Origin of the sequence: Pseudomonas sp. W15Feb9B (genome assembly GCF_000828175.1) — a bacterium.
Taxonomy (GTDB): domain Bacteria; phylum Pseudomonadota; class Gammaproteobacteria; order Pseudomonadales; family Pseudomonadaceae; genus Aquipseudomonas; species Aquipseudomonas parakoreensis.
On record NZ_JTKF01000037.1, the window covers coordinates 35,208 to 60,699 of the forward strand.

General features: G+C 60.7%; 25 protein-coding genes and 1 tRNA gene. 18 read left to right on the forward strand and 8 right to left on the reverse strand.

The genetic code is table 11. The features are described from left to right. The first annotated feature begins 10 nt into the window (after positions 1 to 10). From phrB to OC71_RS19390, 8 genes are read left to right on the forward strand one after another with little or no spacing between them, the layout of a single operon-like run. Positions 11 to 1,456 (forward strand): deoxyribodipyrimidine photo-lyase, encoded by a 1,446-nt coding sequence (phrB, locus tag OC71_RS19355; protein ID WP_041072448.1) that lies wholly within the window; start codon positions 11 to 13, stop codon positions 1,454 to 1,456. Beyond that, complete coding sequence (locus OC71_RS19360) at positions 1,449 to 1,871, forward strand: nuclear transport factor 2 family protein (protein ID WP_041072450.1); 423 nt, start codon at positions 1,449 to 1,451, stop codon at positions 1,869 to 1,871. The genes phrB and OC71_RS19360 overlap by 8 nt, the downstream gene beginning before the upstream one ends. Beyond that, the gene (locus OC71_RS19365; protein ID WP_041072452.1) at positions 1,868 to 2,650 is read left to right on the forward strand and encodes an SDR family oxidoreductase; all 783 of its coding nucleotides are present in this window, start codon (positions 1,868 to 1,870) and stop codon (positions 2,648 to 2,650) included. Before OC71_RS19360 ends, OC71_RS19365 begins: the two co-directional genes overlap by 4 nt. Beyond that, on the forward strand, positions 2,647 to 3,894 hold the full coding sequence (locus tag OC71_RS19370; protein WP_041072454.1) for an NAD(P)/FAD-dependent oxidoreductase: 1,248 nt from the start codon (positions 2,647 to 2,649) through the stop codon (positions 3,892 to 3,894). Before OC71_RS19365 ends, OC71_RS19370 begins: the two co-directional genes overlap by 4 nt. Beyond that, the gene (locus OC71_RS19375; protein WP_041072456.1) at positions 3,891 to 4,706 is read left to right on the forward strand and encodes a DUF1365 domain-containing protein; all 816 of its coding nucleotides are present in this window, start codon (positions 3,891 to 3,893) and stop codon (positions 4,704 to 4,706) included. The genes OC71_RS19370 and OC71_RS19375 overlap by 4 nt, the downstream gene beginning before the upstream one ends. After that, positions 4,693 to 5,958 (forward strand): cyclopropane-fatty-acyl-phospholipid synthase family protein, encoded by a 1,266-nt coding sequence (locus OC71_RS19380; RefSeq protein ID WP_041072458.1) that lies wholly within the window; start codon positions 4,693 to 4,695, stop codon positions 5,956 to 5,958. The genes OC71_RS19375 and OC71_RS19380 overlap by 14 nt, the downstream gene beginning before the upstream one ends. Further along, positions 5,951 to 6,442 (forward strand): DUF2878 domain-containing protein, encoded by a 492-nt coding sequence (locus OC71_RS19385; RefSeq protein WP_041072460.1) that lies wholly within the window; start codon positions 5,951 to 5,953, stop codon positions 6,440 to 6,442. The genes OC71_RS19380 and OC71_RS19385 overlap by 8 nt, the downstream gene beginning before the upstream one ends. Before the next feature lie 53 nt (positions 6,443 to 6,495). Next, positions 6,496 to 6,801: a YkgJ family cysteine cluster protein gene (locus tag OC71_RS19390; RefSeq protein WP_041072462.1), complete on the forward strand. Its 306-nt coding sequence runs from the start codon at positions 6,496 to 6,498 to the stop codon at positions 6,799 to 6,801. 93 nt (positions 6,802 to 6,894) lie between these two features. Here OC71_RS19390 and OC71_RS19395 read toward each other — a convergent pair whose 3' ends face one another. From OC71_RS19395 to hemA, 6 genes are all read right to left on the reverse strand, one after another. After that, positions 6,895 to 7,413, reverse strand: a complete 519-nt coding sequence (locus OC71_RS19395; RefSeq protein WP_027612230.1) for an acyloxyacyl hydrolase — start codon at positions 7,411 to 7,413, stop codon at positions 6,895 to 6,897. 112 nt (positions 7,414 to 7,525) lie between these two features. Next, positions 7,526 to 8,317, reverse strand: a complete 792-nt coding sequence (gene murI / locus OC71_RS19400) for a glutamate racemase (RefSeq protein WP_041072464.1) — start codon at positions 8,315 to 8,317, stop codon at positions 7,526 to 7,528. After that, the gene (locus tag OC71_RS19405; RefSeq protein WP_041072466.1) at positions 8,310 to 9,065 is read right to left on the reverse strand and encodes a molybdopterin-synthase adenylyltransferase MoeB; all 756 of its coding nucleotides are present in this window, start codon (positions 9,063 to 9,065) and stop codon (positions 8,310 to 8,312) included. The genes murI and OC71_RS19405 overlap by 8 nt, the downstream gene beginning before the upstream one ends. After that, entirely contained in the window at positions 9,059 to 9,889 is an 831-nt protein-coding gene (gene prmC, locus OC71_RS19410) for a peptide chain release factor N(5)-glutamine methyltransferase (protein WP_041072468.1), read from the reverse strand. Before prmC ends, OC71_RS19405 begins: the two co-directional genes overlap by 7 nt. Then, positions 9,890 to 10,972, reverse strand: coding sequence for a peptide chain release factor 1 (gene prfA / locus OC71_RS19415; protein ID WP_041072470.1), 1,083 nt, complete (start codon positions 10,970 to 10,972; stop codon positions 9,890 to 9,892). After that, positions 10,969 to 12,255 carry a glutamyl-tRNA reductase gene (gene hemA / locus OC71_RS19420; protein ID WP_041072472.1) on the reverse strand — a complete coding sequence of 429 codons (1,287 nt, stop codon included), beginning with the start codon at positions 12,253 to 12,255 and terminating at the stop codon, positions 10,969 to 10,971. Before hemA ends, prfA begins: the two co-directional genes overlap by 4 nt. Before the next feature lie 182 nt (positions 12,256 to 12,437). On the opposite strand from hemA, the gene OC71_RS19425 reads away from it, so the two are divergent. The 8 genes from OC71_RS19425 (at position 12,438) to ychF (ending at position 19,358) form a co-directional block, all read left to right on the forward strand. After that, on the forward strand, positions 12,438 to 14,162 hold the full coding sequence (locus OC71_RS19425) for a tetratricopeptide repeat protein (protein ID WP_041072474.1): 1,725 nt from the start codon (positions 12,438 to 12,440) through the stop codon (positions 14,160 to 14,162). A gap of 3 nt (positions 14,163 to 14,165) precedes the next feature. Next, a complete protein-coding gene (gene lolB, locus OC71_RS19430; RefSeq protein ID WP_041072477.1) occupies positions 14,166 to 14,783 on the forward strand; it encodes a lipoprotein insertase outer membrane protein LolB in 618 nt (205 codons plus the stop codon). 3 nt (positions 14,784 to 14,786) lie between these two features. Then, positions 14,787 to 15,638, forward strand: coding sequence for a 4-(cytidine 5'-diphospho)-2-C-methyl-D-erythritol kinase (gene ispE, locus OC71_RS19435; RefSeq protein ID WP_041072479.1), 852 nt, complete (start codon positions 14,787 to 14,789; stop codon positions 15,636 to 15,638). A gap of 37 nt (positions 15,639 to 15,675) precedes the next feature. Then, positions 15,676 to 15,750 (forward strand) — tRNA-Gln (locus OC71_RS19440). 45 nt (positions 15,751 to 15,795) lie between these two features. After that, complete coding sequence (locus OC71_RS19445; protein WP_003171603.1) at positions 15,796 to 16,737, forward strand: ribose-phosphate pyrophosphokinase; 942 nt, start codon at positions 15,796 to 15,798, stop codon at positions 16,735 to 16,737. Positions 16,738 to 16,878: 141 nt separating this feature from the next. Beyond that, positions 16,879 to 17,481, forward strand: coding sequence for a 50S ribosomal protein L25/general stress protein Ctc (locus tag OC71_RS19450; RefSeq protein WP_007967646.1), 603 nt, complete (start codon positions 16,879 to 16,881; stop codon positions 17,479 to 17,481). Positions 17,482 to 17,650: 169 nt separating this feature from the next. Continuing rightward, on the forward strand, positions 17,651 to 18,235 hold the full coding sequence (pth, locus tag OC71_RS19455; protein WP_003228164.1) for an aminoacyl-tRNA hydrolase: 585 nt from the start codon (positions 17,651 to 17,653) through the stop codon (positions 18,233 to 18,235). Positions 18,236 to 18,257: 22 nt separating this feature from the next. Beyond that, entirely contained in the window at positions 18,258 to 19,358 is a 1,101-nt protein-coding gene (gene ychF, locus OC71_RS19460) for a redox-regulated ATPase YchF (protein WP_041072487.1), read from the forward strand. A gap of 183 nt (positions 19,359 to 19,541) precedes the next feature. On the opposite strand, the gene OC71_RS19465 is transcribed toward ychF, so the two are convergent. After that, the gene (locus OC71_RS19465) at positions 19,542 to 20,759 is read right to left on the reverse strand and encodes an MFS transporter (protein WP_041072489.1); all 1,218 of its coding nucleotides are present in this window, start codon (positions 20,757 to 20,759) and stop codon (positions 19,542 to 19,544) included. Positions 20,760 to 21,192: 433 nt separating this feature from the next. On the opposite strand from OC71_RS19465, the gene OC71_RS19470 reads away from it, so the two are divergent. Continuing rightward, positions 21,193 to 23,250, forward strand: a complete 2,058-nt coding sequence (locus OC71_RS19470; RefSeq protein ID WP_041072491.1) for a methyl-accepting chemotaxis protein — start codon at positions 21,193 to 21,195, stop codon at positions 23,248 to 23,250. Here the strand turns inward: OC71_RS19470 and OC71_RS19475 are convergent. After that, a complete protein-coding gene (locus OC71_RS19475) occupies positions 23,243 to 24,145 on the reverse strand; it encodes a LysR substrate-binding domain-containing protein (protein ID WP_041072493.1) in 903 nt (300 codons plus the stop codon). The two genes, OC71_RS19470 and OC71_RS19475, sit on opposite strands and share 8 nt — an antisense overlap. 227 nt (positions 24,146 to 24,372) lie before the next feature. Between OC71_RS19475 and OC71_RS19480 the strand changes: the two genes are divergently transcribed. Next, entirely contained in the window at positions 24,373 to 25,491 is a 1,119-nt protein-coding gene (locus tag OC71_RS19480) for an ABC transporter ATP-binding protein (RefSeq protein ID WP_041072495.1), read from the forward strand. Position 25,492: the final 1 nt, after the last annotated feature.

Consider the following 25,492-nt stretch of genomic DNA (forward strand, 5'->3'; position numbering starts at 1 on the left):
GGAAACCGCGATGCAATTGATCTGGCTGCGCAGCGACTTGCGCCAACATGACAACACCGCCCTCGCGGCTGCCGCTGCGCGCGGCCCGACGGTTGCCGTGTATCTGTTGAGCCCGCAGCAGTGGCTGGAACATGACGACGCGGCGTGCAAGATCGACTTCTGGTTGCGCAACCTGCGTGAATTGAGTGCCAGCCTTGGTGCGCTGAATATCCCGTTGCTGCTGCGCACTGCCGACCATTGGGATCAGGCCCCGGCGGTGTTGCTTGAGCTTTGCCGGCAACTGAACGTGGAAACCGTGCACGCCAATGAAGAATACGGCGTCCACGAAAGCCAGCGCGACGCCGCAGTCGCCGCGACCCTGAAGACCAGAGGCATTGCTTTTCACAGCTACCTCGACCAACTGCTGTTCAGGCCCGGCACGGTACTGACCAAAACCGAAACTTACTTTCAGGTGTTCAGCCAGTTCCGCAAGGTCTGCTACGAGCGCCTGCATCGCTCGGTACCAGCGTTGGTAAAAGCCCCCGGCAAGCAAGCGAAGCTGAATATCGACAGCGATCCGGTGCCGGCCTCAATCAAAGGTTTTGCACCATCGAGCGAGTCATTGCGCGCCCTTTGGCCGGCAGGCGAGCAGGAAGCCCGGCGGCGTCTCGACACCTTCGCCGACGCGCAAATCGACTACTACCAGAGCGAACGCGACTTCCCGGCCAAACCCGGCACCAGTCAACTCTCAGCCTATTTGGCTGCCGGGGTGATTTCGCCGCGCCAATGCCTGCATGCGGCCCTGCAAAACAATCAGGGCGAGTTCGACAGCGGCAAGGTCGGCGCGGTGACGTGGATCAACGAGCTGCTGTGGCGTGAGTTCTACAAGCACATTCTGGTGGGTTATCCACGGGTGTCGCGTCACCGCGCGTTTCGCCCGGAAACCGAGGCCCTGGCCTGGCGTGATGCGCCGGACGATCTGGCCGCGTGGCAAGAAGCGCGCACCGGTTTGCCGATCATCGATGCGGCCATGCGCCAACTGCTGGAAACCGGCTGGATGCACAACCGCCTACGGATGGTGGTGGCGATGTTCCTGACCAAAAACCTGTTGATCGACTGGCGTGAGGGCGAGCGTTTTTTCATGCGTCACCTGATCGACGGCGACCTGGCAGCGAACAACGGCGGCTGGCAATGGAGCGCTTCGACCGGCACTGATTCGGCACCGTACTTCCGTATTTTCAATCCGATCAGCCAATCGGAAAAATTCGACAGCGAAGGTGTGTTCATCAAGCACTGGCTGCCTGAACTGGCCGGCCTGAACAAGAAGGAAATCCACAATCCGGCCAGCGCCGGCGGACTGTTCGGCGTGGCGGATTATCCGGCGCCGATCGTCAATCTGGGGGCCTCGCGCGAACGCGCGCTGGCGGCCTTCAAGAACCTGCCGGCGCGTTCGTCCATGGAAGATGCCCATGAGTGAATTCCTGCGCCGCTTCGCCCGTCAGTTCGCCGAGTTGAACAAAGACAACTTGCAACGCCTGAGCGACCTGTACAGCGAGGACATTCACTTCACCGATCCGCTGCATGAAGTGCAGGGGCTCAAGCAACTGCGCAACTACTTTAGCGAGCTCTACGCCAACGTCAGCGAATTGCGCTTCGACTTTCACGGTTTCGACCAGATCGCTGACGGTGAAGGTTACCTGCGCTGGGTCATGAGTTACCGCCACCCGCGCCTGGCGGGTGGTCAGTTGATTCGCGTCTCCGGGTGTTCACACCTGCTGTGGCGCGACAAGGTTTATCGCCACCGGGATTATTTCGATGCCGGGGCCATGCTGTATGAACATTTACCCGTATTGGGCCGGGTGATCGCCTGGCTGAAAAGGAGAATGGGATGAGTCGTACACCTCCACGGCGGTATTGGCTGACCGGTGCCAGCAGCGGCATCGGCGCAGCGCTGGCCGAAGAGATTCTGAAAAGCGGCGCGCATCTGGCCGTCAGCTCGCGTCAGGTGGCACCGCTCAAAGTGCTGTCGCAACGCTATCCGGGGCAAGTGCTGGTGGTGGCGGGCGATCTGACCAACAGTCAGACCGTGCGCGAAATCGGTCAGCAGATCGAACAGGCCTGGGGTTCACTGGACAGCGTGATTCTTAATGCCGGTACCTGCGAATACGTGGACGCCCGACAGTTCGATGCCTCGATCATCGAACACGTGGTGCGCACCAATCTGCTCGCCAGCAGTTACTGCATCGAAGCCGCCTTGCCGTTGCTGCGCAAAGGCACCACGCCGCACTTGGTCGGGATGGCCAGCTCGGTCACCTATCTGCCGCTGCCCCGGGCCGAAGCCTATGGCGCATCGAAGGCAGGGCTACGTTACCTGTTTGAATCGCTGCGTATCGACCTGGCGGTCGAGGGCATCGACGTCACGATCATCAGCCCGGGCTTTGTCGAAACGCCACTCACCGCAAAGAACGACTTCCCGATGCCGTTGAGCTGGCCTGTGGATAAAGCCGCGCGGCATATCTTCAGCCATCTCGATAACCGGCCTCTGGAAATCGCTTTTCCGGCACTGTTCATGGCGGCACTGTGGCCCCTGTCGAAACTGCCGGCGCGTCTGCAACTGGCGATCGGCAAGCGCATGGTGCGCAGCAACCCACCGCTGCGGGACCCGATATGAAGATTGCCATTGTCGGCAGCGGAATCGCCGGCCTGACCTGCGCCCACCTGCTCAATCGCCGACACGACATCACGGTGTTCGAGGCCAGCGACTGGGTCGGCGGTCACACGCATACCGTGCAGGTGACCGTCGATGGCCGCGAATACGCCGTGGACACTGGGTTCATCGTGTTCAACGACTGGACCTATCCGAACTTCATTCGATTGCTCGGCCAGCTCGGCGTGTCGTTCAAACCGACGGAAATGAGCTTCTCGGTCACCGACCCGGACACCGGTCTGGAATATAACGGCAACAACCTCAACAGCCTCTTCGCCCAGCGCAGCAACCTGCTGTCCCCGGGGTTCTGGGGCATGTTGCGCGACATTCTGCGCTTCAATAAAGAAGCCCAGCGCGACCTCGCCGAACAGCGTATTGCCGCCGATACCACGCTCGACGATTACCTCAAGGCTGGCGGTTATGGCGAACGTTTCATCCTGCATTACATCGTGCCGATGGGCTCGGCGATCTGGTCGATGCCGATGGCCGAGATGCTCAATTTCCCGCTGCAATTCTTTGTGCGCTTCTTCAAGAATCATGGCCTGCTGTCAGTCAGCGATCGCCCGCAATGGCAGGTGATCGAGGGCGGCTCCAGTGCCTATGTCGCGCCACTGACCGCAGCGTTCCAGGACAAGATCCGCCTCAGTTGCCCGGTGACGCGCATCGATCGCGATGAACACGGCGTGGTTATCCACAGCCCGGCCGGCATCGAGCGTTTCGACAAAGTCGTGCTTGCCTGCCACAGCGACCAGGCCCTGCAATTGCTTGGCACGCCAAGCCAGGCGGAACGCTCGATCCTCGGCGCCCTGCCCTATGCCGATAACGAAGTCGTGTTGCATACCGATACCCGTCTGCTGCCGACCCGCAAACTGGCGTGGGCCAGCTGGAACTATCGCTTGAGCGGCGCCGGCCATACCCACGCGGCCGTCACTTACGACATGAACATCCTGCAGGGCATTCAGAGCGACACCACGTTCTGCGTCAGCCTCAACCAGAGCGCCGGGATCAGCCCGTTCAAGGTGCTCGCCAAATACACTTACGCCCACCCGCAATTCAGCCTCGCGGCGGTCGCGGCGCAGAACCGCTGGGCAGAAATCGACGGTCAGCAGCACACCCACTACTGCGGCGCCTACTGGGCCAACGGCTTTCATGAGGACGGCGTGGTCAGCGCGTTGCGCGTGGCCGCCGCGTTCGGGGAAAGCTTATGAACAGCGCTCTGTACAGCGGCTGGATTGGCCATCGGCGCTTTTCGCCCAGACGCCACGAATTCCGTTACCGGATCGGTCTGTTGTACCTCGATCTGGCGGAACAGGACGCCGTGTTCGAACTGTCACCGTTTGCCAGTCGCAGCCGCTTTGCACCGTTTTCGTTTCGCGAAACCGACTACCTGAAAACCTTCACCGGCAGCGGCATGCGCCTGATCGATGCGGTGCGCCAGCAGGTCGCAACCGCCCTTGGCTACCAGCCGCAAGGTTCGGTCTGCCTGCTGACCCAGCCGCGCAGTTGGGGTCTGGCGTTCAATCCGGTGAGTTTCTTTTATTGTCACGAGGCCGACGGGCAACTGGCGGCGATTCTCTGCGAAGTGACCAACACGCCGTGGCGCGAACGTTATCACTACGTATTGCCCGCCCGCACGCCGACCCACTTGCAAGACTTTCATCAGCATTTCGCCGTGGCCAAGGCCTTTCATGTTTCGCCGTTCCTGCCGCGCGATCTGGAGTACCGCATGAGTTTCAGCCCGGCCGCGCAAAACCTCGGCGTGCACATGGCCGACTGGCAGGGCGACCTCAAGCTGTTCGACGCCACGTTGAACTTGCAGCGCGAGCCCCTTGATCGCCGCAGCCTGCACCGCTACTTGCGGCGCTTTCCGTGGATGACCGCGAAAACCTGTCTGGCCATTTATTGGCAAGCCCTGCGCCTGTTGCTCAAACGCGCGCCGATTTTTGCTCATCAGGCTGCCGACGGCAGCTTCCAAATCGCCACTGTGCCTCCCAAGGAGCACCGCCATGAAATCCTCTAGCCTGACTGTCAGTCGCTTCAGCACCAACGGCTTGACCGGCTCGCTGCTGCGGCGCGGCGTATTGCGGCAACTGAGCCGACTCAAACACGGGCAGTTGTTGGTGGTCGAGGACGGCGAGCGCCTGATGTTCGGTACGCCGGGCAGCCACCTGCTCGGTGAAATCCATGTGCAAGACGCGGCGGTGTGGGGCATGGTCGCCGGTAACGGCTCGATTGGTGCCGGCGAAGCATTTATCCACGGTTACTGGAATTCGCCGGACCTGACCGCGGTGGTGCGCGTGTTCGTCAGCAACCTCGACGTACTCGACGCCATGGAACGCGGCCTGGCCCGCCTCAGCCGGCCACTGGTGCAAGGCCTGCACTGGCTCAACCGCAACACGCGCAAGGGCTCGCAGAAAAACATCGCCGCGCACTATGACCTGGGCAACGATCTGTTCGAACAGTTTCTCGACCCGACCATGATGTATTCGGCCGCGCAGTTCCTCACGCCCGAGGACAGCCTGGAACAGGCACAACTGAACAAGCTGGAACGGATCTGCCAGAAGCTCGCGCTCCAACCCGAAGACCACCTGCTGGAGATCGGCACCGGCTGGGGCAGCATGGCGCTCTATGCTGCGCAGCATTACGGTTGCCGCGTCACCACCACGACCCTGTCGAAAGAGCAGTACGCGTTTACCGCCAAGCGCATTGAAGCCCTGGGGTTGCAGGATCGGGTGACGCTGCTGCTCAAGGATTACCGCGACCTCACCGGCGAGTACGACAAACTGGTGTCGATCGAAATGATCGAAGCGGTCGGCCATCGCTTCCTGCCGACCTACTTCAAACAATGCGCGCATCTGCTCAAGAGCAACGGCCTGATGCTGTTGCAGGCAATCACCATCCGCGAGCAGCGCTACGAGCAGGCCAAGCGCGGCGTCGACTTCATCCAGCGCTACATCTTCCCCGGCGGCGCCCTGCCCTGCGTGCAGAAGATGCTCGAAGTGGTCAGCCGCGAGACCGATATGAACCTGCTGCACATGGAAGATTTCGGCCTGCACTACGCCCGCACCCTGCGCCTGTGGCACGAAAACTTTCGCCGCGCCCATGGCCGTTTGAGCGAATTGGGTTACGACGATTACTTCCTGCGGCTGTGGGAGTTTTACCTGTGCTACTGCGAAGGCGGGTTTCTGGAGCGCACCATCGGCACGGCGCAATTGCTGCTGGCGAAACCGGCGGCCATGCCGGCGCCGTTGCTCGGCCGCTTCGATGCTTGAGCGAGTGGCCAATGCTGTGCTGTTTCAGGTCGGCTGGCTGGCCTGTGTCATCGGCGGCAACAGTCTGTGGCTGCTGCTGGCGCTGGCGGTGCTGGTGATTCATCTGGGCTGGATCAGCAGTTGGGCGGCGGAAGGTCGCCTGATCCTCAGCGTGGTGATTGTCGGCACGGCGGTAGACAGCCTGTTGCGGGCTGTCGGGGTGTTCGAATTCCAGGATCTGTCGCCGCTGATTCCGCTGTGGCTGATGCTGCTCTGGGCCTTGCTCGCCACCACGTTGCGTCATTGCCTGCAATGGAGCGCCCGTCCCTGGTGGCTGGCCAGCGCACTCGGTGCAGTGGGCGGCGCCGTATCCTATTACGGCGGCGGACATCTGGCCGGCGTGCGATTCCCCTACGGTGAAGTGCCGACCCTGATCGGCATCGGCCTGCTGTGGGCCCTGCTGTTTCCGTTGTTGCATGCCATGGCGCGGCGCTTGAGCCACTGAGCGTCTGTCAGACCTTTCACACGATACCCGGCGGCTGCCTTACACTGCCCGGCATGAAAACCATTCCCCACCAGCAAATCACCGAGCCAGCGGTCACCTGTTCGACCTGCGCGGCGTGCTGCTGCCAGCTTGAAGTGATGCTGATCACCGACACCGGCGTGCCTGAGCGCTTTATCGATACCGATGAGTGGGGCGGTGAAGTCATGCTGCGTCTGGACGACGGTTGGTGCGCGGCGCTGGATCGCGACAGCATGATGTGCACGATCTACGAACGACGTCCGCTGATCTGTCGCGAGTTCGAGATGGGTGCACCGGAGTGCATTGAAGAACGCAAAGGCATTGCCACGGCCTACCGTTGATTAGATGCAAAAAGATCGCAGCCTGCGGCAGCTCCTACAGGGGATTGGGTTTTCCTTTAGGAGCTGCCGCAGGCTGCGATCTTTTGATCTTGCTTACAGCGGCATCGTGTAATGCAGCGCGTAGCTTTCTACACCGTCGTTACTGCTGGCCAGGCCGGCGTTGGAGTAGTGCGTCGCACGGATCCCGACTTCATGCCCGCCATTGAAGCGCAGGCCAAAACCGATGCGGTCTTCGAACTGGAAAGAGCCGCCGATGTTGTTGCTTTCATATTTGGTGTTGGAGAACGCTGCGACACCAATGCCCGCTTCAACATACGGCTTGACCGACTGACCGGCAAACTCGTAAACGAACACCGGCGAGAACGACAGGCTGTTGTTGCTGGAAGTCTTGTCACCCTCCCAATACGTGTAGGCACCGCTCCAGTAACCGGTCAGGCGACCGACGTCACTTTGCAGCCAGCTCTTGTCCCAATCGAAATTCATGCCCAGGCGATACGTCATTGTCGAATCGCTGGTCGCACCCACTGCAAACTCAACGCCTGCCGCTTGTGCGGTAATACTTTGCCCCATCAGTGCAGCCGCAATCGCGGCCAAGCAGAATAGTCGCTTCACTTTGAAACTTCCTTTTCCGGAACGATCGTTTGGTTTTTTAGTAAACCCAGCGGTATAGAAATCAGCGCTTGAGCAGAAGTTCAGCTGACTTTTTAGATATTTCACATTTTTTTTACAAGGTGAATTTTTCGACGTCGCCGACGGCCTGGCCCAACAGGGGCAGGATTTTGCGAAAGGACGCCGGATCAGCGCTGGTCCAGAATCTGACTGGCTGGTTCGGTCCGTCGGCGAGCAACCCGCGCTCGGCCAGCAGCCGCTGCAACTGGCGGGCGACGGCGGCACCGGTGTCGATCAGGCTGATGCTTTCGGGGAGCATCGACTTGAGCATCGGTTTGAGAAACGGATAGTGGGTGCAGCCGAGGATGATCGTGTCGCAACCATTGGCCAGCAGCGGCTCGACATAGTGCTGGAGCAATGCGCGCAGCTCGGCGCTATGCAGATCGCCGCTTTCAATCAGCTCGACCAGACCGGGGCACGGCTGGGTGATGACGCGAACATCGGTGGCGAAACGATCGAGCAACGCGGCGAACTTGGCGCTCTGCAACGTGCCGGTGGTGGCAAGTACGCCAACCACACCGCTACGGGTCGCGGCAGCAGCAGGTTTGACCGCAGGCTCCATGCCGACAATCGGCCACTCGGGGAAATCCCGGCGCAGATCGGCAACAGCGGCCACCGTCGCGGTGTTGCAGGCAATCACCAGGGCCTTGGCGCCCTGCTCGCGGAAAAAACCGGCCATCACCTTGCAGCGCTGGCGGATGAACTCAGGGGATTTCTCGCCGTAGGGAATGTGCCCGCAATCGGCGAAGTACAGCAGTGACTCATGGGGCAGCAACCGCTGGATCTCGGCCAGTACCGACAAGCCGCCGACACCGGAATCGAACACCGCGATCGGTGCCTCACGCATCGTGCGATCCGCAGACGCTGCAGCCCGGATCGCGCTTGACCCGCAGCTCACGAAAGCGCGAACCCAAGGCATCGATCAGCAGCAAGCGGCCTACCAGTGGTTCGCCGAAACCGACCAGCACTTTCAAGGCCTCGAGCGCCTGAAGACTGCCGACCAGGCCCACCAGTGGCCCGACCACACCCGCCTCGCTGCACGTCAGTTCGGCTTCGCTGCCATGCCCGTACAGGCAGTGGTAGCACGGACTTTCCGGGCGACGCGGGTCGAACACCGCCAACTGCCCTTCCAGACGAATCGCCGCGCCGCTGACCAGCGGCTTGCGCGCGGCCACGCACGCGGCGTTGACCGCTTCGCGGGTGGAGAAATTGTCGGAACAGTCGAGTACCAGATCCACCGCCGACACGGCAGCGGCAAGGGAGTCCTCGTCCAGCGCCTGACGGTGCGGCACCAGTTGAATCTCGGGATTGATCGCGCCGAGGCGCTTGAGCGCCGAGTCGACCTTGGTCATGCCGACGCTGTCGGTGTCATGAATGATCTGACGCTGCAGATTGGTCAGGTCGACCGTGTCGAAATCCGCCAGATGCAACTCACCGACACCGGCCGCCGCCAGATACAGCGCGACCGGCGCACCGAGACCGCCGAGGCCGACGATCAGCACGCGGCTGTCTTTGAGCTTCAGTTGCCCATCGATGTCGATGTGTTGCAGCAGAATCTGCCGGCTGTAGCGCAGCAATTCCTGATCATTCAGCACGGCAGGCGCCCCAGGCTGATCCGTTGATGGCCGCCCAGATCGGTGCGGCTGTGGACTTGTTCAAAACCGCGAGTGAGCAGCAGATCACGCACGGCCTCGGCTTGATCATAGCCGTGTTCGAGCATCAGCCAGCCGCCGGCTTCCAGATGATCCGGGGCCTGGGCGACGATCAGGCGCAGATCGTCGAGCCCGTCGACACCGGCCACCAGCGCACTGGCCGGTTCGAAGCGCACGTCGCCCTCGACCAGATGCGGGTCGGCAGCGGCGATGTAGGGCGGGTTGCTGATGATCAGATCGAAGCGCTGGCCTTGGAGGGCGCTGAACCAGTGGCTGCTCAGCACCGTGGCGTTGTTCAGGCTCAGGCGCTGGCGGTTGCGTTCGGCCAGGGCCACGGCTTCCAGCACGCGATCCACCGCCGTGACTTGCCACGCCGGGCGTTCGCTGGCCAGGGCCAAGGCAATCGCGCCGCTGCCGGTGCCAAGATCGAGCACTTTCGCCGGCGTTGCCGCCAGCAGCTCCAGCGCAGCTTCGACCAGCAATTCGGTGTCCGGGCGCGGAATCAGCGTGTGCGGCGCGACTTCCAGATCGAGTTTCCAGAAACCCTGCTGACCGAGGATGTAGGCCACCGGCTCGCCACTTCGACGCCGTTGCAGGTACTCGGTAAAAATCAGCACCGCTTCGCTGGGTACGATGCGCTCGGGCCAGGTGTGGAGGAAGCTGCGCGACTTGCCCAGTGCCGCCGCCAGGAGCAATTCGGCATCCAGGCGCGCCGTTGGCGAATCCGGCAGTTCGGCGGCACGCAGCAGACTGGCAATGATGGTCATTTATTCACCTATCGCTGCAAGCTGGTCGGCCTGGTATTCGGCCAGCAAAGGCTCGATCACCGCTTCAACGCCACCGGCGAGGATTTCATCCAGGGAGTACAGGGTCAGGTTGACGCGATGGTCGGTGACCCGGCCCTGAGCAAAGTTGTAAGTACGAATACGCTCGGAACGGTCGCCGGAACCGACCAGCAGCTTACGCTCGCTGGCAATCGCATTGGCCGCTGCGGCGGTCTGCTGGTCGTTGAGCTTGGCCGACAGCCAGGCCATCGCCCGCGCACGGTTCTTGTGCTGGGAACGTTCTTCCTGGCACTCGACGACGGTGCCGGTCGGTATGTGCGTGATGCGGATCGCCGAGTCGGTGGTGTTGACGTGCTGACCACCGGCCCCGGAGGAGCGGTAAGTGTCGACACGCAGATCCGCCGGGTTGATCTCGATGGCTTCCCGCTCGTCCGGCTCGGGCAACACCGCCACGGTGCAGGCCGAGGTGTGGATACGGCCCTGGGATTCGGTGGCGGGTACACGCTGTACGCGGTGCGCGCCGGACTCGAATTTCAGCTTGCCGTAAACGTTGTCGCCTTCAATGCGGGCGATGACTTCTTTATAGCCACCATGCTCGCCTTCGTTTTCCGAAAGGATCTCCACGCGCCAGCCACGCCGTTCGGCGTAACGCGAGTACATGCGAAACAGATCGCCGGAGAAGATCGCCGCTTCGTCGCCACCGGTACCGGCGCGGATTTCGAGAAAGACGTTACGCCCGTCATTGGGATCCTTGGGCAGCAACATGCGCTGCAGATCATCTTCCAGTCTGATCAGCAATTCCTTGGCTTCGCGGACTTCTTCCACGGCCATTTCACGCATGTCCGGGTCGCTGTCCTTGAGCAGCGCCTGGGCGCCTTCAAGATCACTTTGTACGCCGAGCAGCTTTTTATAGCCTTGTACCACCGGCTCGAGTTCGGCGTATTCCTTGGAATAAGCGCGGAATTTGGCCTGATCGGCAATGACTTCGCCGTCGCCGAGCAGCGCGGTCAGTTCCTCGAAACGGTCCTGGAGGATGTCCAGCTTGTTGAGCAGTGACGCTTTCATTGCGGTTTTTTATCCGAAAAACTATCCGGTGAGCCCTCGAGGGCGAAGAGTTCCTGGGCCATGGCCAGCGCATCGAGGCGGCCTTCGGCAGAAAGCTTTTTCAACTGCACGCTGGGCGCATGCAGCAGTTTATTGGTCAGGCCACGGGCCAGTTGCCCGAGCACCTCTTCAGCGTTGCCGCCGTTGGCCAGCAGACGCAGGGCCTTTTGCAGCTCCTCGTCGCGCAGGCGCTCGCTTTGTTGCCGATAAGCCTTGAGCACATCGACCGCCGCCAGCTCACGCAGACGCACCATGAAATCGTCGGCGCCGACCGAGACCATCTCTTCCGCCGCCTGGGCTGCGCCCTGCCGACTCTTGAGGTTCTCGGCAACCACTTCGTGCAGATCGTCGACGCTGTACAGGTAAACGTCGTCGAGTTCGCCGACTTCCGGCTCGATGTCGCGGGGTACGGCGATGTCGACCATGAAGATCGGCTTGTGCTTGCGCTGCTTCAGCGCGCTTTCGACGGCGCCTTTACCGAGGATCGGCAACTGACTGGCGGTCGAACTGATCACGATATCGCTGCGCACCAGTTCTGCCGGAATGTCCGATAGCAGCACCGCATGCGCGCCGAACTGCTCGGCCAGCAGGCTGGCACGTTCCAGCGTACGGTTGGCGACCACGATGCGCTTGACCCCCAGCTCGTGCAAATGGCGGGCGACCAGCGTGATGGTCTCGCCGGCGCCGATCAACAGGGCCTGGCTGCGCTGCAAATCACTGAAAATCTGTTTGGCCAGGCTGACGGCGGCAAATGCCACGGACACCGGGTTTTCACCGATGGCGGTGTCGGTACGCACTTGCTTGGCGGCGTTGAACGTCGCTTGAAACAGCCGCCCCAGCAGCGGGCCGATGGTGCCCGCCTCACGCGCCACGGCGTAGGCCGATTTCATCTGGCCGAGGATCTGCGGTTCGCCCAGCACCAGCGAGTCGAGCCCGGAGGCGACGCGCATCATGTGACGAACTGCCGCATCATCTTCGTGCACATAAGCGCTCGCACGCAGCTCATCGAGGCTTAAATGGTGATAATCGGCCAGCCAGCGCAGAACCAGATCAGCGGAAATCTGATCCTGTTCTATATAAAGCTCACTGCGATTGCAGGTGGAGAGGATCGCAGCTTCGCGGCTGTCGGTGAGTCGGCAGAGCTGCTGCAAGGCCTCCACCAGCTGCTCAGGGGTAAAGGCCACGCGCTCGCGGACGTCTACTGAAGCAGTCTTGTGGTTAATACCGAGTGCAAGGAAGGCCATTCAAGGTCGCTGATGGTGACGTGAAGCCGGCAATTGTCCTACTTCGTCAGATTCAGAACAACTACCGCTGACTATTGTCCCAATTGTCGGCCACTATAAAGGCCACATTCGAGACTCGGTTATGTTTGACCGAAGGCTTGTGTCATGATGATCCGACCGCAGGTTAGTCGTCCTTCTCCTATATGAATAGATCTTCCGCGTTGCTCCTTGCTTTTGTCTTCCTCAGCGGCTGCCAGGCCATGGCACCCGTTTCGCCGGACGGTACCCCGCCGGTCGAAGACACCACGCCCGCGCCTGAAAAACCCAAGGTTTACAGCTCGTTCAGCGAGGAAACCGTCTTCAGCCTGTTGAGCGCCGAACTCGCCGGCCAGCGCAATCGTTTCGACATTGCCCTGGACAACTACGTGACCCAGGCGATCAATACCCAGGATCCGGGGGTTTCCGAGCGCGCGTTCCGCATCGCCGAATACCTCGGTGCCGACCAGCCTGCGCTGGATACCGCGCTGATCTGGGCAAAAAACGCCCCGGACGACCTCGAAGCGCAGCGCGCCGCTGCCGTGCAGCTGGCCCGCGCCGGGCGTTACGACGACTCCATGGTCTACATGGAGAAAGTCCTGCAAGGCAAGGGCGACACTCATTTCGACTTCCTCGCACTGTCGGCGGCCGATACCGATCAGGAAACCCGCAACGGTTTGATGAAAAGTTTCGACCGTCTGCTGCAGCGCCACCCGAAGAACAGTCAGCTGATTTTCGGCAAGGCCCTGTTGCTGCAACAGGACGGCGACAATAAAGCCGCCCTGAGCCTGCTCGAAGACAACCCGCCGGAAGAAGGCGAGATTGCTCCGATCCTGTTGCGCGCGCGCCTGCTGCAAACCCTGAATCGTGGCGACGAAGCATTGCCACTGCTGCGCAAAAGCATCAAGAAATACCCGGACGACAAGCGCCTGCGCCTGACGTATGCGCGCACTCTGGTCGAACAGGACCGGATGGACGACGCCAAGGTCGAGTTCTCTACCCTGGTTCAGCAATACCCCGAAGACGATGAACTGCGTTACTCGCTGGCATTGGTCTGCCTGGAAGCCAAGGCTTGGGACGAGGCCAAAGGTTATCTGGAAGACCTGATCGCCCGGGAAAGCCACGTCGATTCGGCACACCTTAACCTCGGCCGCATCGCTGAAGAGCGCAACGATCCACAGGGCGCGCTGATCGAATACGCCCAGGTCGGCCCTGGCAATGACTATCTGCCGGCGCAACTGCGTCAGGCGGACATTCTGATGAACAACGGCAAGACCGCCGAAGCCCAGAGCAAACTGGCGGCCGAGCGCGATGCCCAGCCGGATTACGCGATCCAGCTGTATCTGATCGAATCCGAAACCCTGTCGGCCAACAAACAGGACGACAAGGCCTGGAAAACGCTGGATAAAGCCTTGCAGCAATACCCGGACGATCTGAATCTGCTCTACACCCGGGCCATGCTCGCGGAAAAACGCAATGATCTGGCGCAGATGGAAAAAGACCTGCGCCTGATCATCAAGCGCGATCCGGACAACGCCATGGCACTCAATGCACTGGGCTACACCCTGTCCGATCGCACTACCCGCTATGCCGAAGCCAAAGCCCTGATCGAACAGGCGCACCAGATCAATCCGGAAGACCCGGCGGTACTCGACAGCCTTGGCTGGGTGAATTTCCGCATGGGCAATCTGGACGACGCCGAGAAGTATCTGCGTCAGGCTCTCGAGCGCTTCCCGGACCACGAAGTCGCCGCGCACCTGGGCGAAGTCCTGTGGGTCAAGGGCAATCAGCGCGAAGCCAAACAAGTCTGGGGCAAATTCCTCAAGGATCAGCCCGACAGCACCATCCTGCGCAGCACCATCAAGCGCCTGACCGGATCCGAGACTCTTTAACTCATGTTTTTGCGCCACGTTATTGTTTTCAGTTTCATCGCCCTGCTCGCCGGTTGCGCGGGCTTCGGCGCTCGCGAATCGGTCGAGGGCCACGGCAGTCCGGCTCAGTGGGCCGCAAACAAACAACAGCTGACCGGCCTCGACGGCTGGCAGATCGACGGCAAGATCGGCATCCGCGCACCGAAAGATTCCGGTAGCGGCACGCTGTTCTGGCTGCAACGTCAGGACTACTACGACATTCGTCTGTCCGGCCCGCTGGGTCGTGGCGCGGCGCGTCTGACCGGGCGTCCGGGCAAGGTCTCGCTGGAAGTCGCCAATCAGGGCCGCTATGACGCCGAGTCGCCAGAAGCGCTGCTCGAAGAGCAACTGGGCTGGAAGTTGCCCGTGTCGAATCTGGCCTGGTGGGTCCGTGGCCTGCCGGCACCCAGCAGCAAAAGCCGTCTGACCCTGGATAACGACAGTCGCCTGGCCAATCTGGAACAGGACGGCTGGAAGGTCGAGTACCTCAGCTACGCCGAGCAAAACGGTTACTGGCTGCCCGAGCGAATCAAACTGCATGGCACCGATCTGGACGTGACGCTGGTGATCAAGACCTGGCAACCGCGTAAATTGGGGCAATAACCCATGACCGCTCCACGTCTGACGCTGCCGTCGCCGGCCAAGCTCAATCTGATGCTGCACATTCTCGGGCGCCGTGCAGACGGTTATCACGAACTGCAGACGCTGTTTCAGTTTGTCGATTACGGCGACGAAATCACCTTCGCCGTGCGCGACGACGGCGTGATTCAGCTGCACACCGAATTCGCTGGCGTGCCCCACGACAGCAACCTGATCGTGCGCGCGGCGAAACTGCTCCAGCAACAGTCCGGCTGCACACTGGGCATCGACATCTGGATCGACAAGGTGCTGCCGATGGGTGGCGGCATCGGCGGTGGCAGCTCGAACGCGGCCACTACCCTGCTCGGTCTCAATCACCTGTGGCAACTGGGCTGGGATGAAGATCGCCTCGCGGCACTGGGCCTTTCGCTCGGCGCTGACGTGCCGGTTTTCGTTCGTGGTCACGCGGCATTTGCCGAAGGCGTGGGCGAAAAACTGACCCCGGTCGACCCCGAAGAACCGTGGTATCTGGTGCTCGTGCCGCAAGTCTCTGTAAGTACGGCAGAAATTTTTTCCGATCCTTTGTTGACACGTAACACGCCGCCCATTAAAGTGCGCCCCGTTCCCGAGGGAAACAGTCGAAATGACTGCTTGCCGGTGGTTGCAAGGCGTTATCCAGAGGTACGTAACGCATTGGATTTGTTAGGTAAATTTACCGAAGCAAAACTCACCGGAACTGGAAGTTGTGTGTTTGGGGGCTTCCCAAGCAAAGCTGAAGCTGATAAAGTCTCGGCCCTTCTTACAGAGACCCTTACAGGGTTTGTAGCAAAAGGAAGCAACGTTTCGATGTTGCATCGCAAGCTGCAAAGTCTGCTCTAAAAGGAATCAAGTGCCAGGCACTTGAAGCAACAGATACAGGGGCGTCGCCAAGCGGTAAGGCAGCAGGTTTTGATCCTGCCATGCGTTGGTTCGAATCCAGCCGCCCCTGCCATTTTCTATACTCATCCAGGTTACCCTCAGCCTCTAGGTACTGCGCGTGTCCAAGATGATGGTCTTTACGGGGAACGCTAACCCCGATCTGGCTCGGCGTGTTGTACGTCAGCTGCATATCCCTCTCGGTGACATCTCTGTCGGCAAGTTTTCCGACGGCGAAATTACTGCCGAGATCAATGAAAACGTTCGCGGTAAAGACGTTTTCATTATTCAGCCGACTTGCGCTCCGACCAACGATAACCTGATGGAACTGGTAGTGATGGCTGATGCCTTCCGCCGCTCCTCGGCTACTCGTATCACTGCTGTTATTCCTTATTTTGGTTATGCCCGTCAGGATCGCCGTCCGCGTTCCGCACGTGTGGCTATCAGCGCGAAAGTCGTTGCTGACATGCTTACCGTAGTCGGCATCGACCGTGTGCTCACGGTTGATCTGCATGCTGACCAGATTCAGGGCTTCTTCGATATACCGGTAGATAACATCTACGGCTCCCCGGTTCTGGTGGATGATATTGAAGATCAGCGCTTCGAAAACCTGATGATCGTGTCCCCGGACATTGGTGGCGTCGTGCGTGCACGTGCCGTTGCCAAATCCCTGGGCGTGGATCTCGGGATCATCGACAAACGCCGTGAGAAAGCCAATCACTCTGAAGTGATGCATATCATCGGTGATGTCGAAGGGCGTACCTGCATTCTGGTCGATGACATGGTCGATACCGCCGGCACTCTGTGCCACGCGGCCAAGGCCTTGAAAGAGCATGGCGCAGCCAAGGTCTTTGCCTACTGCACACACCCTGTGCTGTCGGGTCGGGCCATCGAGAATATCGAAAATTCCGTGCTGGACGAGCTGGTGGTGACTAACACCATCCCGCTGTCCGCTGCAGCACAAGCCTGTGCACGTATCCGTCAACTGGATATCGCACCGGTTGTTGCCGAAGCGGTTCGCCGCATCAGCAATGAAGAATCGATCAGCGCGATGTTCCGTTAAGGGCCCTGCCCTTCTCGAAATGTCTCGTTGACGAAAAGCGCCCCGCCCCGGCATACCTGTCGGGGCGGGGCTTTTTTGCCCATACCGTGTTTGGCGCTGGTCGCAAACGCCGCTCGGTCATGGCTATTTTGGAGATACAAAATGAACGATTTTACTCTGAATGCTGAAGTGCGTTCCGACCTGGGGAAAGGTGCGAGCCGCCGCCTGCGTCGTCTCGCCGCTCTGGTTCCAGCTGTTGTTTACGGTGGCGACAAAGCCCCTGAATCGATCAGCATGCTGGCCAAAGAAGTTGCCAAACTGCTCGAAAACGAAGCGGCTTACAGCCACATCATCGAGCTGAACGTTGGTGGCAAGAAACAAAACGTCGTGATCAAGGCACTGCAACGTCACCCGGCCAAAGGCCACGTGATGCACGCTGACTTCGTACGCGTAGTCGCTGGCCAGAAACTGACCGCTATCGTTCCTGTGCACTTCATCAACGAAGCTGCTCCAGTGAAGAAAGGCGGCGAAATCTCGCACGTTGTTGCCGAGATCGAAGTTTCCTGCCTGCCAAAAGACCTGCCTGAGTTCATCGAAGTCGACCTGGCTAACGCTGAAATCGGCACCATCGTTCACCTGTCGGACCTCAAAGCTCCTAAAGGTGTCGAGTTCGTTGCTCTGGCACACGGCGATGACAAGGCAGTAGCCAACGTCCACGCTCCACGTGTTGCTCCAGAAGCTACCGAAGAAGGCGCAGCAGAGTAATTTCACTCTGTTCGTCGGAGTGAGTGAAACATCGCGGACTGGAACGTAGCGAGAAAGCGGGCGGGAACGCGGAGTTTACATTCATGGTAAATGAGCAATTTTCGTCCACTTTCGCCGCCTTCACTGATCGCGGCGATGTCAAACACCACTCCAAGGAAGGGCCCCTATCGTGACTGCCATCAAACTGATCGTTGGCCTGGGAAATCCAGGCGCCGAATACGAACAGACCCGGCATAACGCAGGGGCCCTTTTTGTTGAGCGCATCGCCGCCGCGCAAGGTGTGAACCTTGTGGCCGATCGCAAATATTTCGGCCTGACCGGGCGCTACTCGCATCAGGGTCAGGATGTTCGTCTGCTGATTCCCACCACCTACATGAACCGCAGCGGCCAGGCCGTGGCGGCACTCGCCGGTTTCTTCCGCATCAAGCCTGAAGAAATCCTGGTGGCGCACGACGAACTCGACCTGCCTCCTGGCGTCGCCAAGCTCAAGCAGGGCGGCGGCCATGGCGGTCACAACGGGTTGCGCGACATCATCGCGCAACTGGGCAATCAGAATACGTTCTACCGCCTGCGGCTTGGCATCGGCCACCCGGGCGTCGCCAGTATGGTTTCAAATTTCGTCCTGGGTCGTGCGCCACGCGCCGAACAGGAAAAACTCGATGCCAGCATCGACTTTGCCCTCGGCGTGCTGCCGGATATCCTCGCCGGTGAATGGAACCGCGCGATGAAAAACCTGCACAGCCAGAAGGCCTGACTCTAATCCGAGGGGAAACACCATGGGATTCAATTGCGGCATCGTCGGCCTGCCTAACGTCGGCAAGTCCACCCTGTTCAACGCCCTGACCAAATCCGGTATCGCGGCCGAGAACTTCCCCTTCTGCACCATCGAGCCGAACAGCGGCATCGTGCCGATGCCGGATCCGCGTCTGGACGCTCTGGCGGCCATCGTCAATCCGAAGCGCATCCTGCCGACCACCATGGAATTCGTCGACATCGCAGGCCTGGTAGCCGGCGCCTCGAAAGGTGAAGGTCTGGGCAACAAGTTCCTGGCCAACATCCGTGAAACCGACGCCATCGCTCACGTGGTGCGCTGCTTCGAAGACGACAACGTGATCCACGTGTCCAACAGCGTCAACCCGAAGCGCGACATCGAAATCATCGACCTGGAACTGATCTTCGCCGACCTCGACAGCTGCGAGAAGCAACTGCAGAAAGTCGCGCGCAATGCCAAGGGTGGTGACAAGGACGCAGTGGCTCAGAAAGCCCTGCTGGAGCAATTGATCCCTCACTTCACCGAAGGCAAGCCTGCGCGCAGCCTGATGAAGAACATGAGCGCCGACGAGAAGGCGATCATCAAGGGTTTCCACCTGCTGACCACCAAACCGGTCATGTACATCGCCAACGTCGCTGAAGACGGTTTCGAGAACAACCCGCACCTGGACGTGGTCAAGGCCATCGCCGAAGAAGAAGGCGCCATGGTGGTTCCGGTGTGCAACAAGATCGAAGCGGAAATCGCCGAACTCGAAGACGGCGAAGAGAAGGACATGTTCCTCGAGGCCCTGGGCCTGGAAGAGCCTGGCCTGAACCGCGTAATCCGCGCCGGCTACGAAATGCTGCACCTGCAGACTTACTTCACCGCCGGCGTCGAAGAAGTCCGCGCCTGGACCGTCCGCGTCGGTGCCACCGCCCCCCAAGCTGCCGGCGTGATCCACACCGACTTCGAGAAAGGCTTCATCCGCGCCGAAGTCATCGCCTACAACGACTTCATCCAGTACAAGGGCGAAGCCGGTGCCAAGGAAGCCGGTAAATGGCGCCTGGAAGGCAAGGACTACATCGTCAAGGACGGCGACGTGATGCACTTCCGCTTCAACGTGTAAGCGACACGCCCAAGAAAAAGCCGCGTTTGATACGCGGCTTTTTTGTGCCTGAAATTTACTGCTGAACATATTTCCCCTGTGGGAGCGAGCCTGCTCGCGAAAAGGGAGTGTCAGTCACACCTCTGTGAATACCACACCGCATTCGCGAGCAGGCTCGTTCCCACAGTTGGAAGTGATGTGGAGTCAGGCCTTTTTAGTGCGTGGCAAGAAGATCGCCAGCACGCCAAACAACGGTAAAAACGAGCACAGGAAATACACGTACTCAATCCCGTGCACATCCGCCAGATGCCCGAGCAACGCCGCGCCGATCCCGCCAAAACCGAACATCAAGCCGAAGAACACCCCGGCGATCATCCCGACATTGCCCGGCACCAGTTCCTGCGCGTAAACCACGATCGCCGAGAACGCCGAGGCGAGGATGAAGCCGATCACCACACTGAGGACAGAGGTCCAGAACAGATCGACGTGCGGCATCAGCAAGGTGAACGGTGCCACGCCGAGGATCGAAAACCAGATCACCGCTTTACGCCCGATCTTGTCGCCAATCGGCCCGCCAAAGAACGTCCCCGCCGCCACCGCACCGAGAAACAGGAACAGGTGCAACTGCGAACTGGCCACCGACAGGTCGAACTTCTCGATCAGGTAGAAGGTGAAATAGCTGGTGAGGCTGGCCATGTAGAAATACTTGGAGAACACCAGCAGACCGAGCACCACCAGCGCACTGATCACTCTGCCCTTCGACAACCCGTGAGTCGCCGCCTGCCCGGCCTTGAGCTTGAACAGGTTCAAGTGATGGGCGTACCAGCGGCTGATGCGGTACAGCACGAACAGCGCAAACACCGCGAACAGACCGAACCACGCCACGTTGCCCTGACCGAACGGAATGATGATCGCCGCCGCCAGCAACGGGCCGAATGCAGAGCCAGCGTTACCACCGACCTGAAACGTCGATTGCGCCAGACCAAAGCGTCCACCCGAGGCCAGCCGGGCAATTCGCGAGGCTTCGGGGTGGAAGGTCGAGGAACCGATACCGATCAATGCCGCCGCCAGCAGAATCAATGGAAAACTGCCGACCACCGACATCATCACGATGCCAATCAGCGTGCAAATCGAACCTGCCGGCAACAGCCACGGTTTCGGATGGCGGTCAGTGTGATAACCGACCCACGGCTGCAGCAGCGATGCGGTCAACTGGAAGGTCAGCGTGATCAGCCCGACCTGAGTGAAGCTCAAGCCATAGTTGGCTTTGAGCATCGGATAGATCGACGGCAGCACTGACTGAATCAGGTCGTTGATCAAATGCGCCAGCGCCACCGCGCCGATGATACGCATCACCAACGGGCTGCTTTGGGAAGGAGAGGACGCCGAGGCAGCGGCGGTCTGAGCGTTGCTGATAGCCATGGAAGTTTCCGTACAGCAGATGGGTGCACGCGGGCAGGTGCGTCAATGTGCCATTTTTCGGTGCACCAACGCCATCCCCTTAGCCAGCTAACTAACGTCCAGTTCGATGACTCATCAATCCCTGTAGGAGCTGCCGCAGGCTGCGATCTTTTGATTCTGTTTTTAAAGGGCAAGATCAAAAGATCGCAGCCTGCGGCAGCTCCTACAGGTGGAAAGGGTGATAGCTCAACGCCATGGTCTGAATCTTGCCTTGCTTCTCCCCTCGAACGCGGCGGCCTTACAAAGGTCGCCGAGAATGGGAAGTTTCGCTACAGAGCCGGCCTACCGAGCGGGCGAGAGTGAACTTTCGAGGCCTTTTAGCAGGGCACAACATCGAGGTCGCACGACCGCGATGCACGCCATTGGTGCGTGGTGTCCAGAGGAGTCATGGGGCATGCAGGCTTTCCTTTCACCGGGGATCAAATTGCTGGGGCGGTTTGGCTTCGCGCGTAAATTTCAGCTGTTGTTTCTGCTGTTCATTCTGCCGTTGGCCGGCAGCCTGTTGATGATTGGTCAGGACTATCGCGACAAGCTCAATCTGATTGCCGGTGAGCGTGCCGGCGTGCGCCAGTTGCTCAGCCTCGATGCCCTGGACAACCTGCTCGCCGCCCAGCGTGACCGCGCCGCCCGTTGGCGCGCCACCGAAACCAATCGCCAGCCGACCCCGGCCACCCTCGCCGCCATGGCTGCATTTGACGCCGTGCAACCGGCCCTCCAGCAAGCCACCAGCGATCTGGGCAACGCGCTGAACAAGGAAGGCGCCGAAGGCGAAACCCTCGCCCGCTATCAAGCCCTGCAAACCGCGCTCGGCGGTCTGGATTCGAAAAGCCTGAGCAGCGTCGGTTGGTGGCCGGACGGTTACGATCGTTTCACCAACGCCCTCAGCGCCCTGCAAGCGTTGCGCGAGCAAATCGTCATGGACAACCGCCTGACGCTGGCGCCATGGCTGGAAACCTATTTGCTGACGCAGATCTCCACGCAGCACGCACCGGATCTGATCGAGCGCGTGGGCCGCCTCGCCGCCGTCGGCCAGGCTTCGGTGGTCTCGGGACAGTTCACTTTGCAGAGTCGCTTGCAACTGCGCGATCTGCGTGGCCGCATCGGCGACGCCCGCGAGCAGCTTGTCAAAACCGCAGGCCTGCTCGAAGCGCGTCTGCCGAGCGATCTGCACATCTGGGCCGGTCAGTATCACGACAGCCTCAAGCGCCTTGATGCCGGGCTGAAGGTGCTGGATGACGGCGTGTTTGGCGGCAGCATTACACTCAAACCGGAAGACTTCGAACGCAACCTTGATGCTCTGCTGGGCGATCTCGCCTCGTTGCGCCAGCAATCACTGCTGTCGCTGGATCAGCGCCTGGACGCCTACCACGCTTCGGCGATTCGCCAGTTCATCGTGGTCGCCGCAGTGTTCGGTTGCCTGCTGCTGGCGGCGCTGTACCTGTTCGTCTGCCTGCAAGCCTCGATCCGCCGCAGCGCCAGCGGCATTACCCTGCTTGCCGAAGCCCTGCGTGACGGCAATCTCAGCCTGCAAGTCCCGGTGGTGGGCCGCGATGAGCTGGCGGCGATCAGCACCGCGCTCAACGTCGCGGTGGTGCAACTGCGCGCCAGCATGCTCGGGGTCGATCACGAAACCTCGCAACTGAGCCACGCGGTGCGCAGCCTCAACGATCACTCCAGCGGCGCGCTGAGCGAAGTCGAAGCGCAGCAGTTACAGATCAGCCAGATCGCCGCCGCTGCGACGCAACTGGCCGCCACTTCGCAAGGTGTGGCGCAGAGTTGCGAACAGGCCTCCGGCAGCGCCCAACAGACCCGGCGCATCGCTGCCGACAGCAGCCGCGACAGCCAGCGCACCACGGCGAGCATTCAGCAGCTCAACCAACGGCTGAACGACACCGCAGCGGCACTCGGTCGTGTCAGCGAGCAAGGGCAGCAGATTCAACTGGTGGTCGACACCATCCGTGGCGTCGCCGAGCAGACCAACTTGCTCGCGCTCAACGCCGCCATTGAGGCCGCGCGCGCTGGCGAACAGGGACGCGGGTTTGCCGTGGTCGCCGATGAAGTGCGCAGCCTGTCGCAGCGCACCCAGTCATCCACCGCGCAGATCGCCGGCACCGTCGACAGCCTGCGCGCCACAGTCAACGAGGCGGTGAGCCTGATGGAAGCCGCCTGCGGCCAGGCGCAATCGGATGCCAACGCCGTGACCGGTCTTGGTGAACGTCTCGGCGAAATCGCCAGCGCGGTACAGAGTGTCACTGACACCCTGGCGCAGATCGCCACCGCCGTGGAAGAACAGGCGAGCACCGCCGATGAAGTCAGCGGCAATATCCAGCAGGTCGATCAGGCCGCGGTGCGTCTGCTTGAAGGTGCCCGCGCAGTGAATCTCGCGGCGGATACCCTGAGTCAGGGCAGCAAGGCTCTGAGCGACAACACCGCACGCTTCCGCCTCAGCTGATCCGCGCTTCGGGGAAGTCCGCTTCCAGCTCGGTCTTCAGCCACTGGATAAACCACGCCACATCCGCCGACAGTTCGGCGGACGGCGTGAGGACCCGGTAGCTTTCCAGCTTCACCTGCGCGTCCACCGCGCGCACCAGTTTGCCGGACTTGAGCTCCTCGCGAACCAGCACTTCATTGGCCAAGGCAATGCCCTGCCCGCTCTCGGCCACCGACAGCGCGTGATCGTTGTTGACATAGAGCATGTCGGAATTGAGGTGAATATCCAGGTTGTGGGCAGCGAACCACAGGTTCCACCACTCGCCGTCATCGACGTGGATCAGTTCATGGCGAACCAGATCTGCCGGGCCGATCACAGGCTCGATGCTGGCGAGGTATTGCGGGGTGCAGATCGGAAACACCCGCGGGCAGATCAATGCTGCACGGGAGTCGGCGTACTGCCCGTCAAGGCCATAGACGATGCCCAGATCGGCACTTTTGCCGTCGACTTCGGTGAAGGTCGAGTTTGGCTCGATCGCCAGTTTCAATCCCGGTCGCAGATGCCGCAGGGTTTCGATCCTTGGCATCAACCAGCGCTTGGCAAACCCTGGCACCACCATGATCCGCAACCAGCGCTCGGCATCTTTCGGCCGCGCCTCCTTGCCGGCTTCAATGATCAACTGCAACGCCGCGCTGATCTTGCGGTGGTACTTCTCACCCGCCGGCGTCAAATTGACCCCGCGCGAGGTGCGTTCGAACAGCTGAATGCCCAGCCAGTCCTCCAGCAACTTCACATGCCGACCAATCGCCGGTTGGGTCACGTGCAAGGCTTTCGAAGCCTCGACATAGCTGCCCAGGCGCGCGGCGGCATCAAATGCACGCACCGCGTTGAGCGGCGGCAAACGGTGGTCGGGCATGATTCCTGGCACCTTTGGCTGTTAAATTAACTAACAGCTGCCATGTTTAAATTGAAGTGTCGCCTCACGCAAGCACTAGCTGATAATCGAGCCACAGCAGAACAATAAAACAGCTGGTTTCACCCCGTACGCAATCTCGATCCTGCCCAGAAAAATAATATCCATGGCCCGACGACTTCGCTGATTCGCAGCGCAATCGCAGGCGATGGGGGAATCGGAGGTAACGCATGAATGCCCTGCATTCGCTGCAAACGCTGGCGGTGTCGATCCGCTCGGTGCGCAAGGTTTACGGTGATCCGGACACCGGTCCGGTGGCGTTGAAAAACATCGACCTGGACATCCGCGACAACGAATTCTTCACCCTGCTCGGCCCTTCCGGCTGCGGCAAGACCACCCTGCTGCGGATGATCGCCGGCTTCGAGTTTCCTACCGAAGGCGAGATCCTGCTGTACGGCGAAAACATCGCTGATCGCCCGCCATTCCAGCGCCCGGTCAACACGGTGTTCCAGCATTACGCGCTGTTCCCGCACATGACCATCGCCGAGAACCTGGCCTTCGGCCTCGAATCGCAGCCGATGGGCAAGGTGCTGAACAAGGCGCAAATCACCGAGCGCGTACGCGAGATGCTCGCGCTGGTGCAGATGGAACGCTTCGCCAATCGCAAGCCGGCGCAGTTGTCCGGTGGCCAGCAACAACGCGTCGCCCTCGCCCGCGCCCTGGCACCGCATCCGAAAGTATTGCTGCTCGACGAACCCCTTTCCGCGCTCGATCTGAAGCTGCGCCAGGCCATGCGCGAAGAGTTGAAAACCATTCAGGCCAAGACCGGCATCACCTTCATCTTCGTCACCCACGACCAGGAAGAAGCGCTGACCATGTCCGACCGCATCGCCGTGTTGTCCGAAGGCGAAGTGCAGCAGGTCGGCCGCCCGGAAGATATCTACGAACGCCCGCGCAACCGCTTCGTCGCCGACTTCATCGGCGAAACCAATTTCATCCAGGGCACAGTGACGAAGATCGAGGCCGGCCAAGCCTGGTTCGCCGGGCCGGCCGGGCATCCGCTGCCGGCGCAAGCGTGCAGCGACGTGGCGGTCGGCGCCAGCGTGAGCTTGTCGGTGCGCCCCGAGCGCCTGCATCTGGTGCCTCCCGCAACCGAGGCCGCGCTGCCGTGCCGGATCGAAGCGCAGATCTACCTCGGCACCGATCTGCAATATCAGGTCAGCCTCAGCGACGGTTCGCGCCTCACCGTGCGCACGCCCAACTGCGTCGACCAGAGCCTGCGCTTTGCGGTCGGCAGTCAGGCCGGTCTGCTGTTCGACCGGGGAAGCGCCAGCGTCCTGCACGATTGAG